14 protein-coding genes are annotated in these 20,444 nt (G+C 42.5%); 6 read left to right on the top strand and 8 right to left on the bottom strand.

Annotation, left to right across the window (positions count from 1 at the left end; all coding sequences use genetic code 11):
• Positions 1 to 56: 56 nt before the first annotated feature.
• Positions 57 to 734, top strand: coding sequence for a monofunctional biosynthetic peptidoglycan transglycosylase (gene mtgA, locus KJK34_RS09420; RefSeq protein WP_223053625.1), 678 nt, complete (start codon positions 57 to 59; stop codon positions 732 to 734).
• The gene (locus KJK34_RS09425; protein ID WP_223053626.1) at positions 734 to 1,681 is read left to right on the top strand and encodes a lipid A deacylase LpxR family protein; all 948 of its coding nucleotides are present in this window, start codon (positions 734 to 736) and stop codon (positions 1,679 to 1,681) included. The genes mtgA and KJK34_RS09425 overlap by 1 nt, the downstream gene beginning before the upstream one ends.
• Positions 1,682 to 1,759: 78 nt before the next feature.
• On the opposite strand, the gene KJK34_RS09430 is transcribed toward KJK34_RS09425, so the two are convergent.
• Entirely contained in the window at positions 1,760 to 3,892 is a 2,133-nt protein-coding gene (locus KJK34_RS09430; RefSeq protein WP_223053627.1) for a prolyl oligopeptidase family serine peptidase, read from the bottom strand.
• Between the two features lie 221 nt (positions 3,893 to 4,113).
• Between KJK34_RS09430 and KJK34_RS09435 the strand changes: the two genes are divergently transcribed.
• On the top strand, positions 4,114 to 6,207 hold the full coding sequence (locus KJK34_RS09435) for a transporter-like protein (RefSeq protein WP_223053628.1): 2,094 nt from the start codon (positions 4,114 to 4,116) through the stop codon (positions 6,205 to 6,207).
• Here KJK34_RS09435 and KJK34_RS09440 read toward each other — a convergent pair.
• On the bottom strand, positions 6,190 to 6,867 hold the full coding sequence (locus KJK34_RS09440) for an NAD(P)H-binding protein (RefSeq protein WP_223053629.1): 678 nt from the start codon (positions 6,865 to 6,867) through the stop codon (positions 6,190 to 6,192). The genes KJK34_RS09435 and KJK34_RS09440 overlap by 18 nt on opposite strands.
• Positions 6,868 to 6,906: 39 nt before the next feature.
• Here KJK34_RS09440 and dinB point away from each other — a divergent pair, with 39 nt between their 5' ends.
• Complete coding sequence (gene dinB, locus KJK34_RS09445) at positions 6,907 to 8,001, top strand: DNA polymerase IV (RefSeq protein ID WP_223053746.1); 1,095 nt, start codon at positions 6,907 to 6,909, stop codon at positions 7,999 to 8,001.
• Between the two features lie 159 nt (positions 8,002 to 8,160).
• On the opposite strand, the gene KJK34_RS09450 is transcribed toward dinB, so the two are convergent.
• Positions 8,161 to 8,934: a Bax inhibitor-1/YccA family protein gene (locus KJK34_RS09450; RefSeq protein WP_223053630.1), complete on the bottom strand. Its 774-nt coding sequence runs from the start codon at positions 8,932 to 8,934 to the stop codon at positions 8,161 to 8,163.
• Positions 8,935 to 9,227: 293 nt separating this feature from the next.
• On the opposite strand from KJK34_RS09450, the gene KJK34_RS09455 reads away from it, so the two are divergent.
• Positions 9,228 to 10,886, top strand: coding sequence for an RNA/DNA-binding domain-containing protein (locus tag KJK34_RS09455; RefSeq protein ID WP_223053631.1), 1,659 nt, complete (start codon positions 9,228 to 9,230; stop codon positions 10,884 to 10,886).
• Between the two features lie 161 nt (positions 10,887 to 11,047).
• Here the strand turns inward: KJK34_RS09455 and lepA are convergent, their stop codons facing one another.
• The 5 genes from lepA to KJK34_RS09480 form a co-directional block, all read right to left on the bottom strand.
• On the bottom strand, positions 11,048 to 12,844 hold the full coding sequence (lepA, locus tag KJK34_RS09460) for a translation elongation factor 4 (RefSeq protein WP_223053632.1): 1,797 nt from the start codon (positions 12,842 to 12,844) through the stop codon (positions 11,048 to 11,050).
• Between the two features lie 345 nt (positions 12,845 to 13,189).
• On the bottom strand, positions 13,190 to 16,381 hold the full coding sequence (locus tag KJK34_RS09465; RefSeq protein ID WP_223053633.1) for a T9SS type A sorting domain-containing protein: 3,192 nt from the start codon (positions 16,379 to 16,381) through the stop codon (positions 13,190 to 13,192).
• A 9-nt stretch (positions 16,382 to 16,390) separates the two neighbouring features.
• Positions 16,391 to 16,597, bottom strand: coding sequence for a hypothetical protein (locus KJK34_RS09470; RefSeq protein WP_223053634.1), 207 nt, complete (start codon positions 16,595 to 16,597; stop codon positions 16,391 to 16,393).
• 186 nt (positions 16,598 to 16,783) lie between these two features.
• Positions 16,784 to 17,005, bottom strand: coding sequence for a hypothetical protein (locus tag KJK34_RS09475; RefSeq protein WP_223053635.1), 222 nt, complete (start codon positions 17,003 to 17,005; stop codon positions 16,784 to 16,786).
• 4 nt (positions 17,006 to 17,009) lie between these two features.
• Positions 17,010 to 19,022 carry a T9SS type A sorting domain-containing protein gene (locus tag KJK34_RS09480; protein ID WP_223053636.1) on the bottom strand — a complete coding sequence of 671 codons (2,013 nt, stop codon included), beginning with the start codon at positions 19,020 to 19,022 and terminating at the stop codon, positions 17,010 to 17,012.
• Positions 19,023 to 19,456: 434 nt separating this feature from the next.
• On the opposite strand from KJK34_RS09480, the gene dusB reads away from it, so the two are divergent.
• Positions 19,457 to 20,443 carry a tRNA dihydrouridine synthase DusB gene (gene dusB, locus KJK34_RS09485; RefSeq protein WP_223053747.1) on the top strand — a complete coding sequence of 329 codons (987 nt, stop codon included), beginning with the start codon at positions 19,457 to 19,459 and terminating at the stop codon, positions 20,441 to 20,443.
• The last annotated feature ends 1 nt before the right edge of the window (position 20,444 follow it).

Here is a 20,444-nt window from a genome sequence, read left to right on the forward strand (position 1 = left end):
TTGGTTGAATTTATTTGACACTTATTCGTAATTTCGCCCCTGTAATTCAATTAGGTATGCTGCGAAAGATATTCCGCTTTTTTCTTAAGGTTTGCTTGTGGTTTTTTGTGATTTCGGTACTGTCGGTAGTGCTGTTCCGCTTTGTTCCGGTACCTTTTACCCCACTTATGATAAGCCGCGCGTTTGAGCAGTGCGAACGTGGCGAAGAAATGGAAGCGGCGCACGACTGGGTGCCGATAGAAGAAATATCGCCCGAACTGCAAAAAGCCGTTATAGCCAGTGAAGACTCTAATTTTCTTACCCACCATGGCTTTGACTTCGATGCCATGTATAAAGCCTATAAAAGCAACAAAAAAGGCAAACGCATTAAAGGCGGCAGCACCATATCGCAGCAAACGGCAAAAAATGTTTTTTTATGGCAGGGCCGCAGCTACCTGCGCAAAGGGCTTGAGGCATACTTTACTGTACTTATAGAAGTGCTTTGGAGTAAAGAGCGCATTATGGAGGTGTACCTTAACAGCATAGAAATGGGCGATGCTGTTTATGGCGCCCAGGCAGCCTCTAAATACTGGTACCGCAAAGATGCCAAAAACCTAACCCGCTACGAAGCCGCAGGTATAGCAGCCATATTGCCTAATCCGCTAAAATATAAGGCTACTAATTCCTCAGCCTACATTAATCGCCGCAAAGGGCGCATAGTGCGGCACATGCGCTATGTAAAACTCGACTACTAATGCGGTTTAAAGGGTTATTTTGCCTGTTGTTGTGCTACGCGCCGCTTTTTGCGCAAAAGCCCGCAGAAGTCAGCATTATACTCGATAACGACCTGTACAGCTCGCCTATTAATGACCAGTACTATACCAACGGCATAGAGCTGATATACCGCTACCTTACCAACAAAGAAACTGAAACCGTTGCAAAACAAATAACCGAGTTCAGGGCGGGGCAGTATATTTACAGTCCGCAATCGGTACGGGTAGCCGAGATAAAATACCACGACAGGCCTTTTGCAGGTTATCTTTTTGCCGAAGCAGGGCTAAATACTTATTATAAAAACGAAAGCGTACTAAAGCTGAACTTTCAGGCGGGGGTTGTGGGGCGCGAATCGCTTGCGCAGGATTTCCAGGAAGGACTGCACAGCCTGTTAGGCTACCACAAAGTAGAAGGCTGGAAATACCAGATTAAAACCCTGGCGGGGCTACAGGCGAATGCTTTTTACTCACATAAGATATTTCCCAAAACCTATAACGAAAAAATAGACTTTCACCTGCAGGGCGAGGCTTTTGCGGGCACTATCTGGACGAGTGCTTCTGTAGGTGTTATGTCGCGTATTTCACTGAATAAAGAGAGGCTGCTGCCGATGTATAATTCTGCACTGCACAACGCCACCCTGAGCAGGGACAAGGAAGTTCATAAAGGCAGGCGTGAGCTTATATTGTTCCTTAGCCCTAATATTCAGTATCAGGCTTATGATGCCACTATAGAGGGCAGCCTGTTTAATGATGATAGCCCTATTACCTTTCCGCTGATACCCTTCCGCTTTAACGCAGAAGCGGGAGTAAAATACACCCGCAACCACTGGAATTTTTCCTATTCGGTACACTACCGCGGCAAGGAGCTGTCGAATAACGTAATTACCGGATATTATTATGGGTCTGTTGTTTTGGGGTATCTTTTATAAAGTTCGAAAATTCAAAGTTTAATGTTTAAAGTTTCTTTACCTAACATCCAAACTTTAGACATTAAACCTTAAACTCTTTTACTTTTTCTTCAGCTTTACGCCCATGTTATAAAGCGTGAACGCCTGTGCATCGCTGTATTCGGCTATGGTTTGTGCTACCGATTTACCTGCACCGTGCCCTGCATTAACGCCTATGCGAATCAGTACCGGGTTATCCCCTGCCTGGTTATCCTGCAGGGTTGCAGCAAACTTAAAGCTGTGCGCCGGCACAACGCGGTCGTCATGGTCGCCTGTAATAATCATTGTGGCTGGGTATGCTTTACCTTTTTTTACATTGTGTACCGGAGAATAACCTTTAAGATAGTCAAACATTTCTTTGCTGTCTTCTGCCGTGCCGTAATCATAGGCCCATCCGGCTCCTGCCGTAAAAGTATGGTAACGAAGCATATCGAGTACGCCTACTGCGGGCAGGGCTACTTTCATCAGGTCGGGACGCTGTGTCATGGTTGCGCCTACCAAAAGCCCACCGTTACTGCCCCCGCTAATGGCAAGATAATTAGGAGAGGTATATTTGTTTTGTATCAGGTATTCGGCTGCGGCAATAAAATCATCAAAAACATTTTGCTTTTGCATTTTAGTACCGGCATCATGCCACTTCTTGCCATACTCGCCTCCGCCCCTAAGGTTAGGCACTGCATAGATACCGCCGTTTTCCATCCACACCGCATTGGCAATACTGAATGATGGTGTAAGGCTGATATTAAACCCGCCGTAACCGTATAGTATTGTCGGGTTAGTGCCGTCGAGCACAAGGTCTTTGCGGTGCGTAATAATCATTGGCACCTTAGTACCGTCTTTAGAAGTGTAAAATACCTGTTTAGATACATAATTCTCCGTATTAAAATCTACTTTAGGCTTTTGGTACACATCCGATTTTCCTGTTTTAGGGTCGTATGAATAAATAGTGCCGGGGCTAATGTAATTGGTGAAAGAGTAATACAGCACTTTTGCTTCTTTTTTACCGCCAAAGCCGCCTGCACTGCCTATACCGGGCAGCTTAATATCGCGCACCAGCTTGCCTTTAAGGTCGTATTGCTTTACAACAGATACAGCATCCTGCATGTATTCTGCAAAAATATACCCCGCACCCGTAGAGGCCGAAAGTACATTTTCGGTTTCGGGTATCAGGTCTTTCCAATTTTGCTGCTGCGGTGCGGCAACATCAACCGTTACAATCCTGTTGTTCGGAGCCTTGTAATTGGTAAATAGCATAAGGGTTGTGCCCTGTGTATCTATTACACTACTGTCGCTGTCAAAATCATCTGTAATGGCTACAAGTTTAGCGCCGGGTTTAGATAAATCGGCTATGAAGAGCTTATTACCCGATGTTGAGTTTGCCGCCGAAACAACAAGGTATCGCTGGTCTTCGGTAACATAGCCGCCCACATACCTGTACTTGGTGGCTTCGCTGTCGCCAAAAATTATCTTATCCTCTTTTTGAGGTGTTCCCAGTTTGTGGAAGTACAGCTTGTGGTGATCCGTCTTAGCCGAAAGCTCGCTGCCCTGCGGCTTGTCATAGCTTGAATAGTAGAAGCCTTCGTTGCCTTTCCAGCTTATGCCGCTGAACTTTACATCGGTAAGCATTTCACCTGTCAGTTTTTTGGTACCGGCATCCATAACAAACACCTTGCGCCAATCACTGCCGCCTTCGGATATAGAATAAGCCACAAGGCTGCCGTCTTTGGTAAAGCTGACACCGCCAAGCGATGTTGTACCGTCTTTACTAAAGGTGTTCGGGTCTATAAAAACTTCTTCCTTGCCGTTTTTATCTTTCCTGTACAGTACCGACTGGTTTTGCAGCCCGTCGTTTTTATAGTAGTAGGTATAGTTGCCTTCTTTAAAAGGTGCCGATATCTTTTCATAGTTCCAGAGCTCCTGCATGCGGTTCTTTATCTCATCACGAAAAGGTATTTTGTCCAGATAGCCGGAAGTTACTTTGTTTTGTGCCGTTACCCATGCCGATGTTTCTTCAGAGCGGTCATCTTCCAGCCAGCGGTAAGGGTCGGCCACCGTTGTGCCAAAATAATTATCTGTTGTTGCCGCCTTTCGTGTTTCGGGGTATTTTATTTTTTCCTGCTTTTTGTTTCCTGTCATTTGTGCCTGTAAACTAAGGCTGCATCCTACAGCCAGTATTAATGATACTTTTTTCATTTTCTGATTGATTACATATTCCATAAAAATACAAATTATTTTATACTACAGTTAGTCGTATGTATCGGGTTGCCGTTACAGTTTTGTCCAGGGAAACAACCTGCCTGATTACCTTAAAATTATGTTGCAACCGCCCAAATAAAATTCCTTGTTAAGCATATCAATTTATAACGGCGTATTTGTAATTTTACACGCTGTTTTGTCCCACAGTGCCCGCTTATATGAAGTTCAGGAAACCAAAGCCTAAGATGACACTTCAGGAGTTCTTCAAATTAAATTTTGATGAGAACAACCTGTGGGAATACAAAGCGGATGAGGTAGATATGCTTGCCGAGCTGGTGGATATTTTTCGTCCGGCAAACCCTGATGTAGTACTTACTGTTGACATAAGTGAACTTCTGGTAATGCTCGAAGAAAATGAGCAGTACTGCAAGGGGCTTTCGGTGTACCTGAAAGAAATACTGAAACACAAAAAATTCAGCAAAATACTTACAGATGCAGGCATACTAAGCGATACTGATTTCTTCTACGAAGTACGCCACCGCCTGTTTGCAAAGCTGATACCCGAACAGCCGGAGAAAAACACATTGGAATATGTGCTGAACCAGGTGTTCTTTTTGAAAACAGATCCGCTTTGGATAAATAAAATACCAGCCGAGCAGGTTGACATGCTTTTCACGCAGCTTAATTTTTATTCGGTTTATGTTTCGAGCAGGGCAAAATCTCCGTTGGCAGAACTTTTATTCTCTATAGAAGTGCTTATGCACCGCATTGCAGGCCGCGCGCTGGAAAGCGAGGTAACCAAAATGGTACCCGAATATGAAAATCTTGAAAGCCCTTTCCTTGCCATACAAAAAGAGTTTGCACTGATAAGCGACAAGCTGCTGGAAGAGCGTAAAAACTATATCCTGCCGAAAGACCTGGGTTACAAGCAGCTCATGATACTGCACAGGCAGTGCGTAGAATATGTAGAACATGCTTTCAGGAACAGTAATAAGTTTGGTATATCGCTACGGCTAAACCAAAACCTTTTGCGCATACGCCAGCAACTGCAAAGGCTGCGCACGCTGTTACCATTACTGGTACTTAACGAGCCTGAAGATGCACGCCGCAACACAATAGACCTTGCCTACTACCTGATAGAATACAACTGCGATAAGAACAACGTACGTAAACTTATAAACGAGAGCACGCAGCTTATATCTTATGAAATAACGCAGCACACAGCCAACACGGGCGAAAGCTATATAACCAAAGACAGGAAAGAATATTTCCGGATGTTCCGCACGGCGGCCGGTGGTGGTATAATTGTGGCTGTACTTTGCATATTAAAGGTTTTCCTCTCTAAAGTGGAAACCAGCGCGTTTGGCCACGCATTGTTATACAGCCTTAACTACTCTATGGGTTTTATTGCCATATATGTACTGGGCTTTACACTTGCCACTAAACAGCCAGCCATGACAGCCCCTGCACTTGTACGCGCACTTGAGGCAGGCCGCCGCGAAAAAATCGCGCCCGATCTCGAAAAATATAAAACGTTTGCTGAATTTTTTGCGAGGGTATTCCGCTCGCAGTTTATAGCTTTTGTGGGTAATGTTATTGTGGCATTTCCTGTGGCGCTGCTGGGCATTTGGCTGATAGATATAACCTTTAGTTATAACCTCGCCCTGACAAAGTGGTTCTCGCTTATCAACAACCTGAGTCCTGTGCACTCACCTGCTATTTTTCATGCTGCCATAGCCGGTATTTTCCTGTTTTTGTCGGGCATTATTGCGGGCAGCGTTGCCAACCGCGACAAGCACCAGCACATGTATTACCGAATACAAGAGCATCCGTGGCTAAAAATGACACTGGGGCGTGTTCGAACGCAAAGGCTTGCCAACATATATGAGAAAAAGTGGGCGGGTATTGTGAGTAACTTCTGGTTTGGGGTATTTATGGGCAGTACTGCTTCCGTTGGAATTTTTCTGGGGTTAGACCTTGATATCCGGCACATAACTTTTGCCAGCGGCAACCTTGCATTAGGGCTATATGGCGCTAATTATAATGTTAGCAACGAAATGATTTTTTGGGGTATATTCGGTATTGGCATAATAGGGCTGGTTAACTTCCTTGTAAGCTTCGGGCTTTCGGTAATGCTGGCATTCCGTTCCCGTAACATCCCGTTCTCTGAGCTTGGCGATATTAATGCTGCCATCTGGAAGCATTTTAAGCGTAAGCCTGCCTCATTCTTTTTCCCGAGCCTGCGCAGCAGCCGTACTTTATTGCCCGAAGCCACTGCTAAGAGCAGCAGTGCCTTAACCGGGAAATCGTAAGTACTTTGAACCGAGCTTTTGCAGCTTATCTGAAGTGACAATAACTTCATCATATTTATTATTGGCAAGCCATATCATTGCCTTAGCTATTGTTTTTGCTTTAATGCTTTTAAACTTAGCCGCCCCGCCAATAAGCAACGGGTTAATAAGCCACATAAAGCCCGCGGCAACCTTTTCCATAACACGTGTTTCATCGCGTTCTGCCAGTATAAGCGAGGGTTGCAGTATATAGGTTTTAGGCACTGCTGCTGCTGCCACATCGCGCTGCATTTCGCCCTTGGTACGGTTATAAAAAATGCTGCTGTTAACATCTGCGCCAAGCGCCGACATTACTATAAAGGTATTGATGTTATTTTTCCTTGCCAGCTTTGCGGCAGCTACAGGTATTCCATAATCAATCTTGCGGTAGGTTTCTTCATCAGGGGTTTTAGATTTTGTAGTGCCTATGCAGCAAAATACTTCATCGCCTGTAAAATCTTCACTGCATTTTTCAAGCTCAAAAAGGTCGGTAAGGTATTCCTCGACCTTAATGCTGCTGATACCCGCGCTGCTCCTCGAAAAAAGTTTTATCTTGTCATACCTGCTGTCGCTAATCAGCGTTTTTACCAACAGGTTGCCCGTGGCGCCTGTTGCGCCTAATATTATTGCAATCTTTCCCATACAACCTTTTTAATATAAATATACAGTATTTTTGTGAGAATGGAATTGCATGTGCCACAGCGGAAAATTATCCATGTAGATATGGATGCCTTTTATGCCTCTGTAGAGCAGAAGGACAACCCGCAGCTTATAGGCAAACCTATTGCCGTGGGCGGTGGCGAAACGCGTGGTGTGGTGTCGGCGGCAAGCTATGAGGCACGTAAATTCGGGGTGCGCAGCGCCATGAGCGGGTATCTCGCCAAGAAAAAATGCCCCGAACTTATTTTTGTAAAGCCACGCTTTGACCGTTACCGAGAAATATCGCAGCAAATCCGTAAAATATTCTTTGATTATACCGATTTGGTAGAGCCGCTATCGTTAGATGAAGCCTACCTCGATGTAACCCGCAACAAAAAGGGCAACCCAAGCGCGACACTGATAGCCCGCGAGATACGCGAACGCATTTTGACTGAAACGGGGCTTACAGCTTCGGCGGGCATATCTGTAAATAAGTTTATAGCTAAAGTAGCAAGCGACTATAACAAGCCCAACGGGCAGAAAACGGTTAACCCTGATGAAGTCTTACAGTTTCTGGAAGATTTGCCGATTGGCAAGTTTTATGGTGTGGGCAAAGTTACTACCGAGAAGATGTACCAACTGGGTATATTTACAGGCAAAGACCTTAAAGAAAAAACAGAAGAATATCTTTTACAGCACTTCGGCAAGTCGGGTGGGTACTACTACCATGTGGTGAGGGGCATCCACAACAGCGAGGTTAAGCCTGACAGGATAGCCAAAAGCGTGGGCACAGAGCATACCTTCAGGGAGAATTTGGTATCGGAAGTTTTTATGGAAGAAAAGCTGCTTGATACAGCCGGAGAGCTTGAACGCAGGCTGAAAAAGAAAAAGATTGCCGGCAAGACTGTAACCCTTAAAATTAAATACAGCGACTTTACGCTGCAAACCCGCAGCAAAACCCTGCAATATTTTATAAGTGATAAGAGCCTGATATTTGAAACCGCTAAAGAACTGCTGTACCAGGAACGCCCTAAAGAAAGCGTGCGCCTGCTGGGCATATCGTTATCTAACCTTAATACCGACACTGCCCCGGGCGAAAAAAAGGCTGTAGCGGTGCAGCTTAAGTTCGAGTTTTAAACAGTAAAAAAGGGCTGTTTCAAAAGTGTCATTCTGAACGAAGCGATAGCGAAGTGAAGAATCTTAAATAGTTGATTTCTTTAAGATTCCTCCTACCGTCGGAATGACAAAATGCTGGTAAAAAGCACTTGAAACACCCCCCTTTTTATATATTATTTCTTAATCCCTACTTGAAAGTTTGGCAAGCAACTTAAGGAATTCGATGTACAGCCAAACCAGTGTTATCATTAATGCCATAGCACTAAACCACTCCATATGTTTTGGCAGCCTTCGCCTTGCGCCTTCTTCAATAAGGTCGAAGTCAAGGAAAAGGTTTAGGGCGGCGATAACAATTACAAACACACTGAAGCCGATGCTTATCAGTGAGTTGCCGTATATGAACAACTGCACGCCGAATATAGACATTATCCAGCCCAGCAGGTAGAATGTACAAATAGCAAGCGTAGCACCTATAACTACAGAGCGGAACTGCTGCGTTACCTTAACCACTTTAAACCTGTACAGCAAAAAGCACACTAAAAAGGTTACAAATGTGGCAGCCACAGCCTGCATTACCAAGCCCGGATACCTTGCTTCAAAAAAGGCCGAAAGCCCGCCTATAAAGGCACCCTCCAGTACGGCATAGGCCGGAACAAGATAGGGCGTGTAAGCAGGTTTGTATATTGCAATAAAATAAACTATTAAAGATGTTATGGCTCCGCCAATCATCATTGGCAGCACGTTATAGCCTGCAAAGAACAACTGCCATACTATAAAAGCGCTGCTTACCAGCAGCACCAGCATCAGTATGCTTTTGTTTACGGCACCATTAACGGTCATGGTGTTTTCCCTGTCAATAATCTCTACCGGGCGGCCGTCGGCATCATAAACGGTAGTAGCGCCTGCATTAAAGGCTTTGTTATTTAATAGCGGGTTTCTAGATTTTAGTTCCATTTGTGTGTTAATTGAATGTGATTGGTCAAATATAATCTTTCCTGTTAAGATTATCAAAAAATGTGCCTGATGTTGCAGTATTTGGGTTTAAGCCTTGAACTCGCCAAAACCTGAAAGGCTGGTGCGTTGCTGGTTTTTATCTTCTAACACAAGTGTTTAAGGAGGTAAAGTTTAAGTTGTAAAGGTAAGTCTTCAGAAATATAATTGTTCTGAATGTCGAAGAGATTGATTATTTTATTAATATTTGTGTAAATTTAGTGAATTCATCTTGTTAATAAATGTACAATAATTTTATGATTAATGATTGGGAAGAAGGCAATAATATAGAATTTAAAAGTTTACGTAAGGTAATCGGTAAAACTTCCGATGTATCATCCTTGTCAGAGACTTGTGTGTGTTTTGCAAATGCTCAAGGTGGCTACATAATTGTTGGAATCGAAGACAAAGACAAGCAGCCCCCTGCCAATCAAAAAATTAATCTCTCCGACATAAATAAGTTGATTTCGAGACTTAGAACTCTTACAGATGGTGTTGGTATTGTCCATCCAGAAATACACACTCACGAAAACGGAGCCGAATACTTCTCGATTCAGATTTTGCCATCAACAAGAGTAATCGCTACAACTTCAACCGGAAAAGTTTTGATGCGTATATCGGACAACTGTTATGCCGTTAAAAGTGAAGAATTAACGGATCTTGCCGCCGAGAAAAATGCTTTTCAATGGGAGCTGGCAGTAGTGCAAAAAGTCGTTTTAAGTCAAGCCGATGCGGAACAGAAATCTTATTTTTTATTTCATATTAAGAAATCTGATAAGGTCTCTGATTTTATCAAAGATAAAACAGATGAAGAGATTTTAGAGCACTACCAACTTGTTGCTCCAAGCGGTTACTTAACAAATTTAGGAATACTTTGGATTGGCACTTCGGCTCAGAGAGCAAGGTTAAGTTATCCAATAACCTTTCAATATATTGTTTATAATGAGCGAGAGGAAAAAATTAGGAAAAAAGAATGGCATTTCCATCTTCATAATCCAATGCAGTTGTTATTAGAAATTGAAAAAGAAGCGGTTGAACTTACTTATTCGACAGAGCTATCAAATGGGCTTTTTCGTAATACATTGAGAAATTATCCGAAAGAAGTTATTCGGGAACTGCTTATCAATACAATAGCACATAAAAGGTATACGACTTCGGGCGATATATTTTTAGAAGTTTACTCAGATCATGTCGTATTTACAAATCCAGGAGGGTTGCCATTGGGAATATCAAAAAATAATATTTTGCATGAGAGGCAAAGACGGAACCCACATTTAATACAGATATTGCATGATTTGAAACTTATGGAAGGAGAAGGTTCAGGATATGATTTAATATATGAAAAGCTAAGTCTTGATGCAAAACCTTTCCCAGAACTTGAAAGCAGTTACAATAAAATGAGTGTTTCGGTATATTCGAATGTTGTTGACGAAGAGGCGTTATCTGTAATCGACTATGTGAATAAGCATTATCCGTTAACTCAAAAGGAAATTATTAGTCTTGGTATTATAGCAACAATGAAGAAAATTTTATCAACTCAACTCTCAACTGCATTACAGCTTAACCAAGAGGATAAGTTAAAATATTGGATAGGAAATCTGTTAGAACAAAAAATCATTATCATAAGAGGAAAGAAAAAAGCTGCAGAATACCTTCTCAATCCTGATTTGTTTTCGAAAGCTAAATTAAAGTTAATTCCATCTTTGAAAACAATTGAGCCCTATCAACTAAAATTGTTGGTAACTGAATATCTGAAATATAATGGTGAGAGTAAGATGACAGAGATTCAGGAACAACTCAAAGAGGCAGATGTCGAAGATATTAGAAAGATGGTTTATGGGATGGTTAAAAACGGTGAACTTTCTACTACAGGGGGTAACAAAAACCGTAAATATTTTTTAAAAAAAAATAAATAAAAATAAAACTGATAAAATAAAAACATAAAATATTGATTTACAAAATATTAAGCGTTTTATTATCAAAAATAAAAATAAATAAACCCGGCACATCTGCACCGGGTTCTATTATCTAAAATCTGTTATCTTTTTTCTAATTCCCCCTTCGGGGGTTAGGGGGTTTAGTCATTCAACTTAAGCACCGCCATAAACGCCTGTTGCGGTATCTCTACGTTACCTACTTGGCGCATACGCTTTTTACCGGCTTTCTGCTTTTCGAGTAGTTTACGCTTACGCGAAATATCACCACCGTAACACTTGGCGGTAACATCTTTACGCAGTGCCTTAATGGTTTCACGTGCTATAATTTTGGCACCAATGGCTGCCTGTATCGGTATGTCGAACTGCTGGCGCGGTATAAGCTCCTTCAGCTTTTCGCACATCTTTTTACCAATGTTGTAGGCATTGTCCTCGTGTATAAGGGCACTAAGGGCATCTACGTTTTGTGCATTAAGCAGCACATCAAGCCTTACCAGCTTACTGGTACGCATGCCAATAGGATGGTAGTCAAATGATGCGTACCCTTTAGATACCGTTTTAAGCCTGTCATAAAAGTCGAATACAATCTCGGCAAGCGGCATATCAAACGTAAGCTCAACACGCTCGGGCGTCAGGTACGTTTGGTTGGTTATCTGCCCGCGCTTGTCAATACAAAGGCTCATAACCTGCCCCACAAAGTCGGCCTTAGTAATTATGGTTGCCTTAATATACGGCTCCTCTACCCTGTCAAGCTTGCTTGGCTCGGGCAGGTCGCTCGGGTTGTTTACTATAAATGCTTTTTCAGGCTCTTTTTTGGTATAGGCAAAGTAAGATACGTTGGGTACGGTTGTAATAACCGTCATGTTAAACTCACGCTCCAAACGCTCCTGCACGATCTCCATGTGCAGCATGCCCAAAAACCCGCATCGGAAACCAAAGCCCAATGCCGCCGAACTCTCCGGTGAGAATACAAGCGAAGCATCGTTTAGCTGTAGCTTTTCCATACTATTACGGAGCTCTTCATAATCTTCGGTATCAACCGGGTAAATACCCGCAAAAACCATCGGCTTCACGTTCTCGAAACCGGCAATCATATTCTGCGTTGGTGTTTTGGCATCGGTAATGGTATCACCCACTTTTACCTCGCGCGCTTCTTTAATGCCCGAAATAAGGTAACCCACATCTCCGGCCTTTATCTGCTGCTTGGGCACCTGGTTCAGTTTCAGGGTACCAATTTCGTCAGCAAAGTATTCTTTGCCCGTAGCCATGAACTTAATTTTCTGGTTTTTGCTTATAGAGCCGTTTATCACACGGAAGATAACCTCAATCCCACGGAACGGGTTATAAACCGAATCAAATATAAGCGCCTGTAGCGGCTCCTCTTCATCACCTTTTGGCGCAGGAACGCGTTCTACAATGGCTTCAAGTATCTTATCTACACCAAAGCCGGTTTTACCGCTGGCAGGTATAATATCTTCGTGCTTGCAACCCAGTAGTTCTACTATATCATCGCTTACCTCTTCCGGGTTTGCGCTTGGCAGGTCAACCTTATTAAGCACCGGTATAATTTCAAGGTCATTTTCCAAAGCCAGGTACAGGTTGCTTATGGTTTGCGCCTGTATGCTCTGTGCGGCATCCACAATAAGCAAAGCGCCCTCGCAGGCTGCAATGGAACGCGACACTTCATAAGAAAAGTCAACGTGCCCGGGAGTATCTATAAGGTTAAGTATATATTTTTCGCCCTTATACATATACTCCATTTGTATGGCGTGGCTTTTTATGGTAATGCCCCTTTCGCGCTCCAAATCCATATTATCCAGCAACTGGGCCTGCTGTTCGCGTGCCGTTACGGTTTGTGTGGCATCAAGCAGGCGGTCGGCCAGGGTGCTTTTTCCGTGGTCGATATGGGCAATAATGCAAAAATTTCTAATGTTCTTCATCTTCGTCTGTTATCAGGTGGCAGGCTAGCCTGCAAGGCTCTTGTAAAGGTAGCCCGATTAATCGGCAAATATAGTTAAAGTTAGCGAGTTACAAAGCGGTGCCAAGCGTATTGAAAGAATAAAAAAAGTGCATCAGAAAGGGGGCTCTGATGCACTTAATTAAAATAGCAGTAAATTCAGGGTTTACTTATTTCTCATTAGTGCTAAGGTACGAAAAATAATATACATATAACCTTTGACTAATGTTTTGTTATAAAAACTTTTAATTACAACGTTTTCGTGTTGATAAATAACAAAGCAGCACCCATTTCAGGATGCTGCTTTACAATTATTTATCAGTGAAATTTACTCTTTAATGAATTTTGAAGAGTAAGCTACACCGGTTTTTGTTTTTAACTTAAGGATGTACATACCAGCCTCAAGGTTATTAACCTGCAATACAAGCTGGTTATTACCTGTAAAGTCCTGAGCAGTTTTATATACTTCCTGGCCAAGTGTATTGTATATAACCACCTGTGCCGACTCATGACCGGCAGGAGCGTTGATGTAAAGCTCGCTACCGCTTAGCGGGTTAGGGAATAATGAGAAGCCTTTGGCATTTTCAACAACTTCATTACCCAGTGGCGTAGCCCTGAATACTATAGAGAACCTGCCTAAATCTTTACTTGCAGGGATGTCGTTATCTATAGTAAAACTAACGTTATTAACGTCATTCTCTGTAAGAAGCGTTTCTACGTTAAGATAGTTATCTTTAAGGAAAACGTCAAGTTCTTCAAAAGTACCAAGGTCAAGCTGCATTACATAGTCGGTTTTGCGGTATTGCCATATAGCAAGCGGAAGCTCCTCTTCTGCCACAGGCAGGTCGCGGTTTTCCATAGCTACATAGTTCTCACCATCTAAACGTGCAATATTCTCATCAAGGTTGGTAAGCTTAAGCGCATCATTTACATCCACATCGTTGTTCTGGGCTTCGCGAAAATCTATCCTTAAACCATCTGATGAAGTATCGCCTGCATCAAAAGCATCCTGATAATACAGGTTAAGGTCTATAAACGGGTTACCGTAAGTCCTGAATACAGCAGTTTGTGCTGCGGTTGGCCTTTTGTCATTCTCATTAAAGGTAAGTTGTGGCGTACCTCCCAAAGTTGATGTTTGTACAAAGAATGCCTGGTATGGCTGTAAGTAACGTGTAGCTGCCGATGATGCATTACTCTTAGCACCTGTAGATGCATTAATGGTAACATAACCTCCGCGTCCGCCCGCTTGGCCTACTGTAGGTGTACCACCTAGTGTAGGATCCCAAACATAGTAGAAATTGGTAAGGTTATAAGAGTTGCTCATTACGCGGTTCATATCTACTACTGTATGGAAAGGGTTACCTACAAAGCTATAGCCTCCGCTTGTGGTTGATAAGCCGCTAACAGCAACAGGGCCTTTTACAACAGCACCTGTAGAACGCAGCTTAGTGTTGGTTGGCACGGCTGCATTAGATGTAATATCTGTACTTCTTGAACCCCTTATTAAAAGCCTGTATGGAGTACCGGCAGTTAATGTACCTAAAGTATTTGTAACTGCACCCCACGACTGTGTACTGTTATTAAAAGTAAACATAGAAGGCGCTCCTGATGGTTGCCAGTCAAAACCGTTCACACCATCTGTAGCTGAAGGATCTGAGCCTGAAGAACCAGCACCTGTAATATGTGTACCGTAACCCGGGTTAGGGTCATCATCCCACGTTGAAGCATCTTCCTGCCAGTTTTCACGTATTGATGTAGTAGTGGTTACAGAAGAAGAAACAAGCCTGAAAGCACGACGTGCCGGGAAGCACTGCTCTGTAGTTACTGTTCCTGTAATTGTTCCGTCAAGCACACCTATCTGCCCTGTACGCTGCGGACTGAATGAGCACACCAGCGTAAGCATATTGTTCGTATTGAAATTACCTGAACGTACCCTTGCAACACCTGTAAGGTTCATTGGGTTAAGTGTGGTAACACCCGCAGCATTTTCTACTGTAAAGTTAGCGATGTTGTTGTTTTGTATAAACCCATCAGGTATGGTTTGTGCCGATGTACCCGACATATAAAGTTCTGAGCCTGTATCTGCCGCATCAATATAAGCAGTAGCATCTTTAGTTATGTTACCTTTAATGGTAAATAATTTACCATTAAGATCTATAGTAGCGCCTGCACCCATTACAAGGTCTTTCGCACCTGCGTTAGCAGTTAGTACGGGATAATTTGGCCTTCCTGCAGGAATGGTAACATTATTGTTCGCATTTGGTATACTTGCCGTCTGCCAGTTACCTGTAGTATTCCAGTCTGTACTCACGTTACCTGTCCATACGTTGGGAGAACAGTCAGGCCCTGTAATAGTAGTAGAAATTGCATCTTTAAGACTGGTATTTTCAAAACGGATAACGTGGTCTCCGCCCACCTCAAAATAAAGGTTACTAAAAGTAGCTATACCCTGCGCATTTGTTGTAACACTGGTTGTACCCAATAGCTGTCCCGGGCCAGTTTCCATATAAGCAGTAACTGTAAAACCTGCCTGTTGTACAACAGCCCCAAAAGAGTCGGCAAGCCTAACTGTAAAACTTGTCGGCATATAACCGTTACAGTCAGATGTAGTAGGCTGAGCTGTAATAACTAATTGCTGAGCAACACCTATAGACGGTTCGTTGTAAGCAATAAAAGCGGGGTCTGATGTACCACCCGGCTGGTATATAAGCCTGCGTGCATTAGCATAGTTAGCAGCAGTTATACCAAATTGCGAAAGGTCGGCAGTAAAGAACTTAAGCGTCCTGTTGGTATTTATAAAACCTGTATCAGCAGTACTGTTATTATTGTAAAAGTCCACATTCCAGTTACCTACAGTAGGAAAAAGCGTTTCGTTTGATAAGTTGATGCTTACAGCATTACCCACCATGTTTCCGCTTGCATCCTGAAAAAAGAGCTGGTCAACCCCTGTACTTGTAGGCTGTGCAATCTGGCTAACCAGTACATCCGGCACACCATCATTAATGTTGGCAAGGGTGATACCGTTAGCACTAAGGTTAAAGGTAAGTGTGCTGCCCGAAGGTATATTGGTAAGCCCGGTACCCAGGTCAAGGCCGTTTTCACCCATAGTAAGGTATGCTGCCTTCATGGCTCCGGTAGTAACCTGCGGATTAATAAAGGTATTACTTGTAGTGTTGGCAAGCCCATCAGAAAGCGCTCCTACGCCAATATAGTAAGGGCCACTACTGCCTGCTGACGACGTAAGTGGCACAGTGGTAATTGGCAGCGCCCTGAATTTGGTGTTCTGATAAGTAATACCATTAGCTGTTAATTTCGCATCGTCAACACCTGTTGAGTAAACAGTACCATTCCAACGGAAGGCGAGAAGGTTGTGCGAAAGGTTTGGCTGTACACTGTTAATATTTCCGGTTCCTGAACCTGATGTCCAAAAGTTATTAAAATCAGTGTAAATACGCGTTACCTGTGCATTTGCATAACCTATAAAAAAGCACAGTAATAAAGCAAAGTAATTTTTTCTCATTTTTTAAGACTAAGATTTAGAAACTTTTATTTTTTGGGTTAAATAATAACCTGCACATGATGCGATAATTAATGAAGCAGCATAAGAAGTTATACCGGCTTCCGGCTCATCATTAACATCATCGTCAAAACCAGGTTGTGCATAAACTGCGGGGGCAGTAATTAAAAATAGCATTATACATGCAGGAATTAATTTAATACGGCTTAAATAGTTCATCTACAATTTTTTTAAAATTAATCAGAATAACTGCAAATGTAAGAAAATGAAATCGTTAACGATAATTTAAGTGTAAATTTGTAATAATTTATTGATAAAACTGTTTTTTAAAGTAATAATTATGAAATAATTAAAAAAAGCGCCACTTATAGTGGCGCTTTATGGGTTACAATTGCAAATAAATTATTAATTCCTGATTTGCTTTTGTGAAACAGATTTTTTTATTAAATAATAGCCTGCAAATACTCCAAGCATTAGCCCTGCTATTGCAAAAGGCTGTGCAGGGACTTCTTCCGGCTCATCATCAACATCGTCATCAAAACCGGTTTGTGCTGTTGCAACCGGGGCAGAAAAAAGAAAGATTGCCAGTATTAACAATTTATGTATCGGGTTTATTTTAAGTTTCATATTATTACTTTATTATTATCTTTTTAGTTATTGTTTTACCCCTATTGCTTACCTGCACCATATAAACACCCGCTGAAAGCGTACTTTGAGGCATAATGGTTACGCCATTGGCAACTTCATTAACAGTACACCCAACCTGCCTGCCCAGCGTGTCATAAAGATTTACATCTAAATTAACCGCATCAGGCGCCTGAACTGTAAAGCTGCTTCCCACACCAACAGGGTTAGGGTAAACAGCAACCTTCACACCTTCAAAATCTCCTGATGACAGCGCTTCAGCAAAAACAATATCAAATCGGTTAGCAGCGCTGCTGGCCTCATCATTATTGTTTATACTAAAACTATAAGCAGTAGTTTCATTATTGGTTATAGCCTGCATAGTACCTGTATATTTGTCATGTAAAAAAGCATTCACGTTTTCTATTCCCTGCAGGTCTATTACATATACATAATCAGTGGTGCGGTAATTTGTATTGGAAACCGGTATTACATCTTCCGGAACGGGCATTTGCCTTTTTTCAAAACTCAAAACCTTCGATGAATTTATCGTGCCCACGCCTTCATCAAGGTTGCCAGGCTTAACCGCGTCCCTGCCGTCAAGGCTATTGTTATATCCGTCAGCAAACAAAACTGTAAAGCCGTCGGCAGCCTTTTCGTTTGAGTTATAAGCCTCCTGCGTAAACATTGTAAGCTTCAGGCTTGCAAAAGGCTCATTATTCGTACGGTAAACATCATTAGTAGTATTAGAAACCACATATTTATGTTCTTCGTTAAATGATAGTTCTGTTAATCCGGTCGATTCTATCTGAACAAAGAAAGCCTGGTTAGGCTGCAGGTAGCGGTTTGCTTCAGATGCAGCTATGTTACTCATATTGCTCTCAACATTTACAGTTACATAACTGCCCCTGCTGTTAAGTGTAGGATCCCATACAAAGTAGTAATCTTCTATAATATTCGTGGCATCTGCCAGTACAGCCTGCATATCTACAGCTGCCTGATATGGGTTGCCCAAAAACAGGTAATACCCTGCATTAATTGTAAATGCATTATAGTATAACTGAACGTCTCCTGTCTCAAGTGTTCCTGTAGAACGAAGTACTGTAGCAGTAGGTGTAGCGCTATTATCAGTCTGGTCAACCGTCCTGTCACCACGAACCATAAGCCTGTAAGGTGTGCCCGCCTGTAAAGTTGTGGTTGTTTCGGTTACAGCCTCCCATACCCCACTCTCATTATTGTGTGTAAACATAGATGCGTTATTACTACCGGATGTATCAAATCCGTTAGCTGCTCCACCCGGCCCTGTAATATCCGTACCATAACCTTCAATATCAGCTTTATTTTCCTGCCAGTTACTTAATATGGTACCGCCTGTTGTGGGCGAGCTCAAAAAGCGGAATGCCCTGCGTGCGGGTATGTAACGCTCTACTGTTACATCTCCTGTGATACTCCCGTCAACCTCATCTACAATAGCTGTTGTAGTGGCGTTGCTTTTTAGGGTAAGATATCCGCCGGTATTAAAGTTACCTGTCCTTACGCGCAAAATTCCTGTAAGGCTAAGCGGCCCTGAAAGCGTAACCCCGGTAATATTAAAACTGGTAAGGTTACGAACAGTATTGTCGCTAAAAGCACTTGCCGGAATTAGCTGCGGTGCTAAGCCTATCATTACAATAGTCCCGTCAGTAGCATCAAGCACTCCGTTATTGGTTATAGCACCCTCTATCCTCAACTGCCCTGCTCCGTCTCCGGACACGGTGACTGATGCCCCGTCTTCAATAGTAATATTGTTACAGTCAGCAACACCATCTTCACCTGTAACAACCGGATAATTGCCTGTTTGGGTAACAGAGATTAAAACATTGGTATCAAGAGTAGGAATCTGGTTTAAAGACCAGTTTGCGGGAGTATTCCAATAGGTGCTTTCCTGCCCCGTCCATACATTTGTTTGTGCAAAGCAAAACAGGTTTACCAGCAGCATGCACAACATCATTTTTTGTTTAAGAGTAATTTTTAACATCATATAGCAAGGTTTAGAAACAGGCGTTTTAAACAAGCCCGTTTATCTTTGCAAATGACGCTAATTGTTAACACGGAATATCTTTATCATTAGTTAATTGTTAACTAAACCCTGTTAAATATCACCCAATAAATTGAGACAATGGTTAAAAATTTAGCATAAAGAATTTTATGTAAGAATAGTAATAAAAAAAGCGCGTTGTTGGGGAACAAAGCGCTGATAAATAAATAGCGTGAAGTAAAAAAATATGGGTTATATTATTTAGCCTTATGGCTTTTGTTTCATTTTTCTTTTACAAATGTAAGGCTGCAGGATTTACAAATCAGGACTTGGTTATCGTATTAATTGATACAGCTATTGAGCATCTTTATAGCCGCACAAAAGCAACATTATAAATGTTTATGGTATTTGTTGTAATTTTGCAGAAAATGAAGAAGATGGTTAAGATTGGAAATATAGAACTGCCTGATTTTCCGCTGCTGCTGGCGCCTATGGAAGATGTGAGCGACCCGCCTTTCAGGAGGCTGTGCAAAGAGCATGGTGCCGACCTGATGTTCAGCGAGTTTATTTCGTCTGAAGGGCTTATACGCGATGCCATGAAGAGCAGGCAAAAACTTGACATATTTGATTATGAGCGCCCTGTGGGCATACAGATATTTGGCGGAGATGAGGAAGCAATGGCTATGTCGGCAAAGATTGTGGAAACTGTTAACCCCGACCTGGTAGATATTAACTTTGGCTGCCCTGTAAAAAAGGTGGTTAGCAAAGGTGCCGGAGCCGGTGTACTTAAAGATATAGACTTAATGGTGCGTTTAACCAAAGCAGTAGTAAATAGTACCAGCCTGCCCGTAACGGTAAAAACGCGCCTGGGCTGGGATGAAAGCTGCATTAATATATATGAAGTTGCCGAACGGCTTCAGGATGTTGGCATAAAGGCATTAACCATACACGGACGCACAAGGTCGCAGATGTATAAAGGCGAAGCCGACTGGGGGCCGATTGCAAAAGTGAAAGATAACCCCCGCATACACATCCCTATTTTTGGTAATGGCGATATAGACAGCCCTGAAAAGGCACTATCCTATAAAAATAAATATGGGCTTGACGGAATTATGATAGGCCGCGCCTCTATTGGTTACCCGTGGATATTTAATGAGATTAAGCACTTTTTTGCCACAGGCGAACACCTGCCGGAACCTACTGTAGAAGACAGGGTTGAGGCTGCACGCAACCACCTGAAATGGTCTATAGAATGGAAAGGCGAACGTGTGGGTGTGTTTGAAACCCGCAGGCACTATACCAATTACTTTAAAGGCATACCCCATTTTAAAGATTACAGGCAGCGTATGGTAACGCACGATGACCCTGCCGATATATATGCTGTAATGGATGAAGTACTCGAAAAGTTCAGTACGCCGGCTTAGT

The sequence above is a fragment of the Flavobacterium coralii genome (genome assembly GCF_019891545.1).
GTDB lineage: Bacteria > Bacteroidota > Bacteroidia > Flavobacteriales > Flavobacteriaceae > Flavobacterium > Flavobacterium coralii.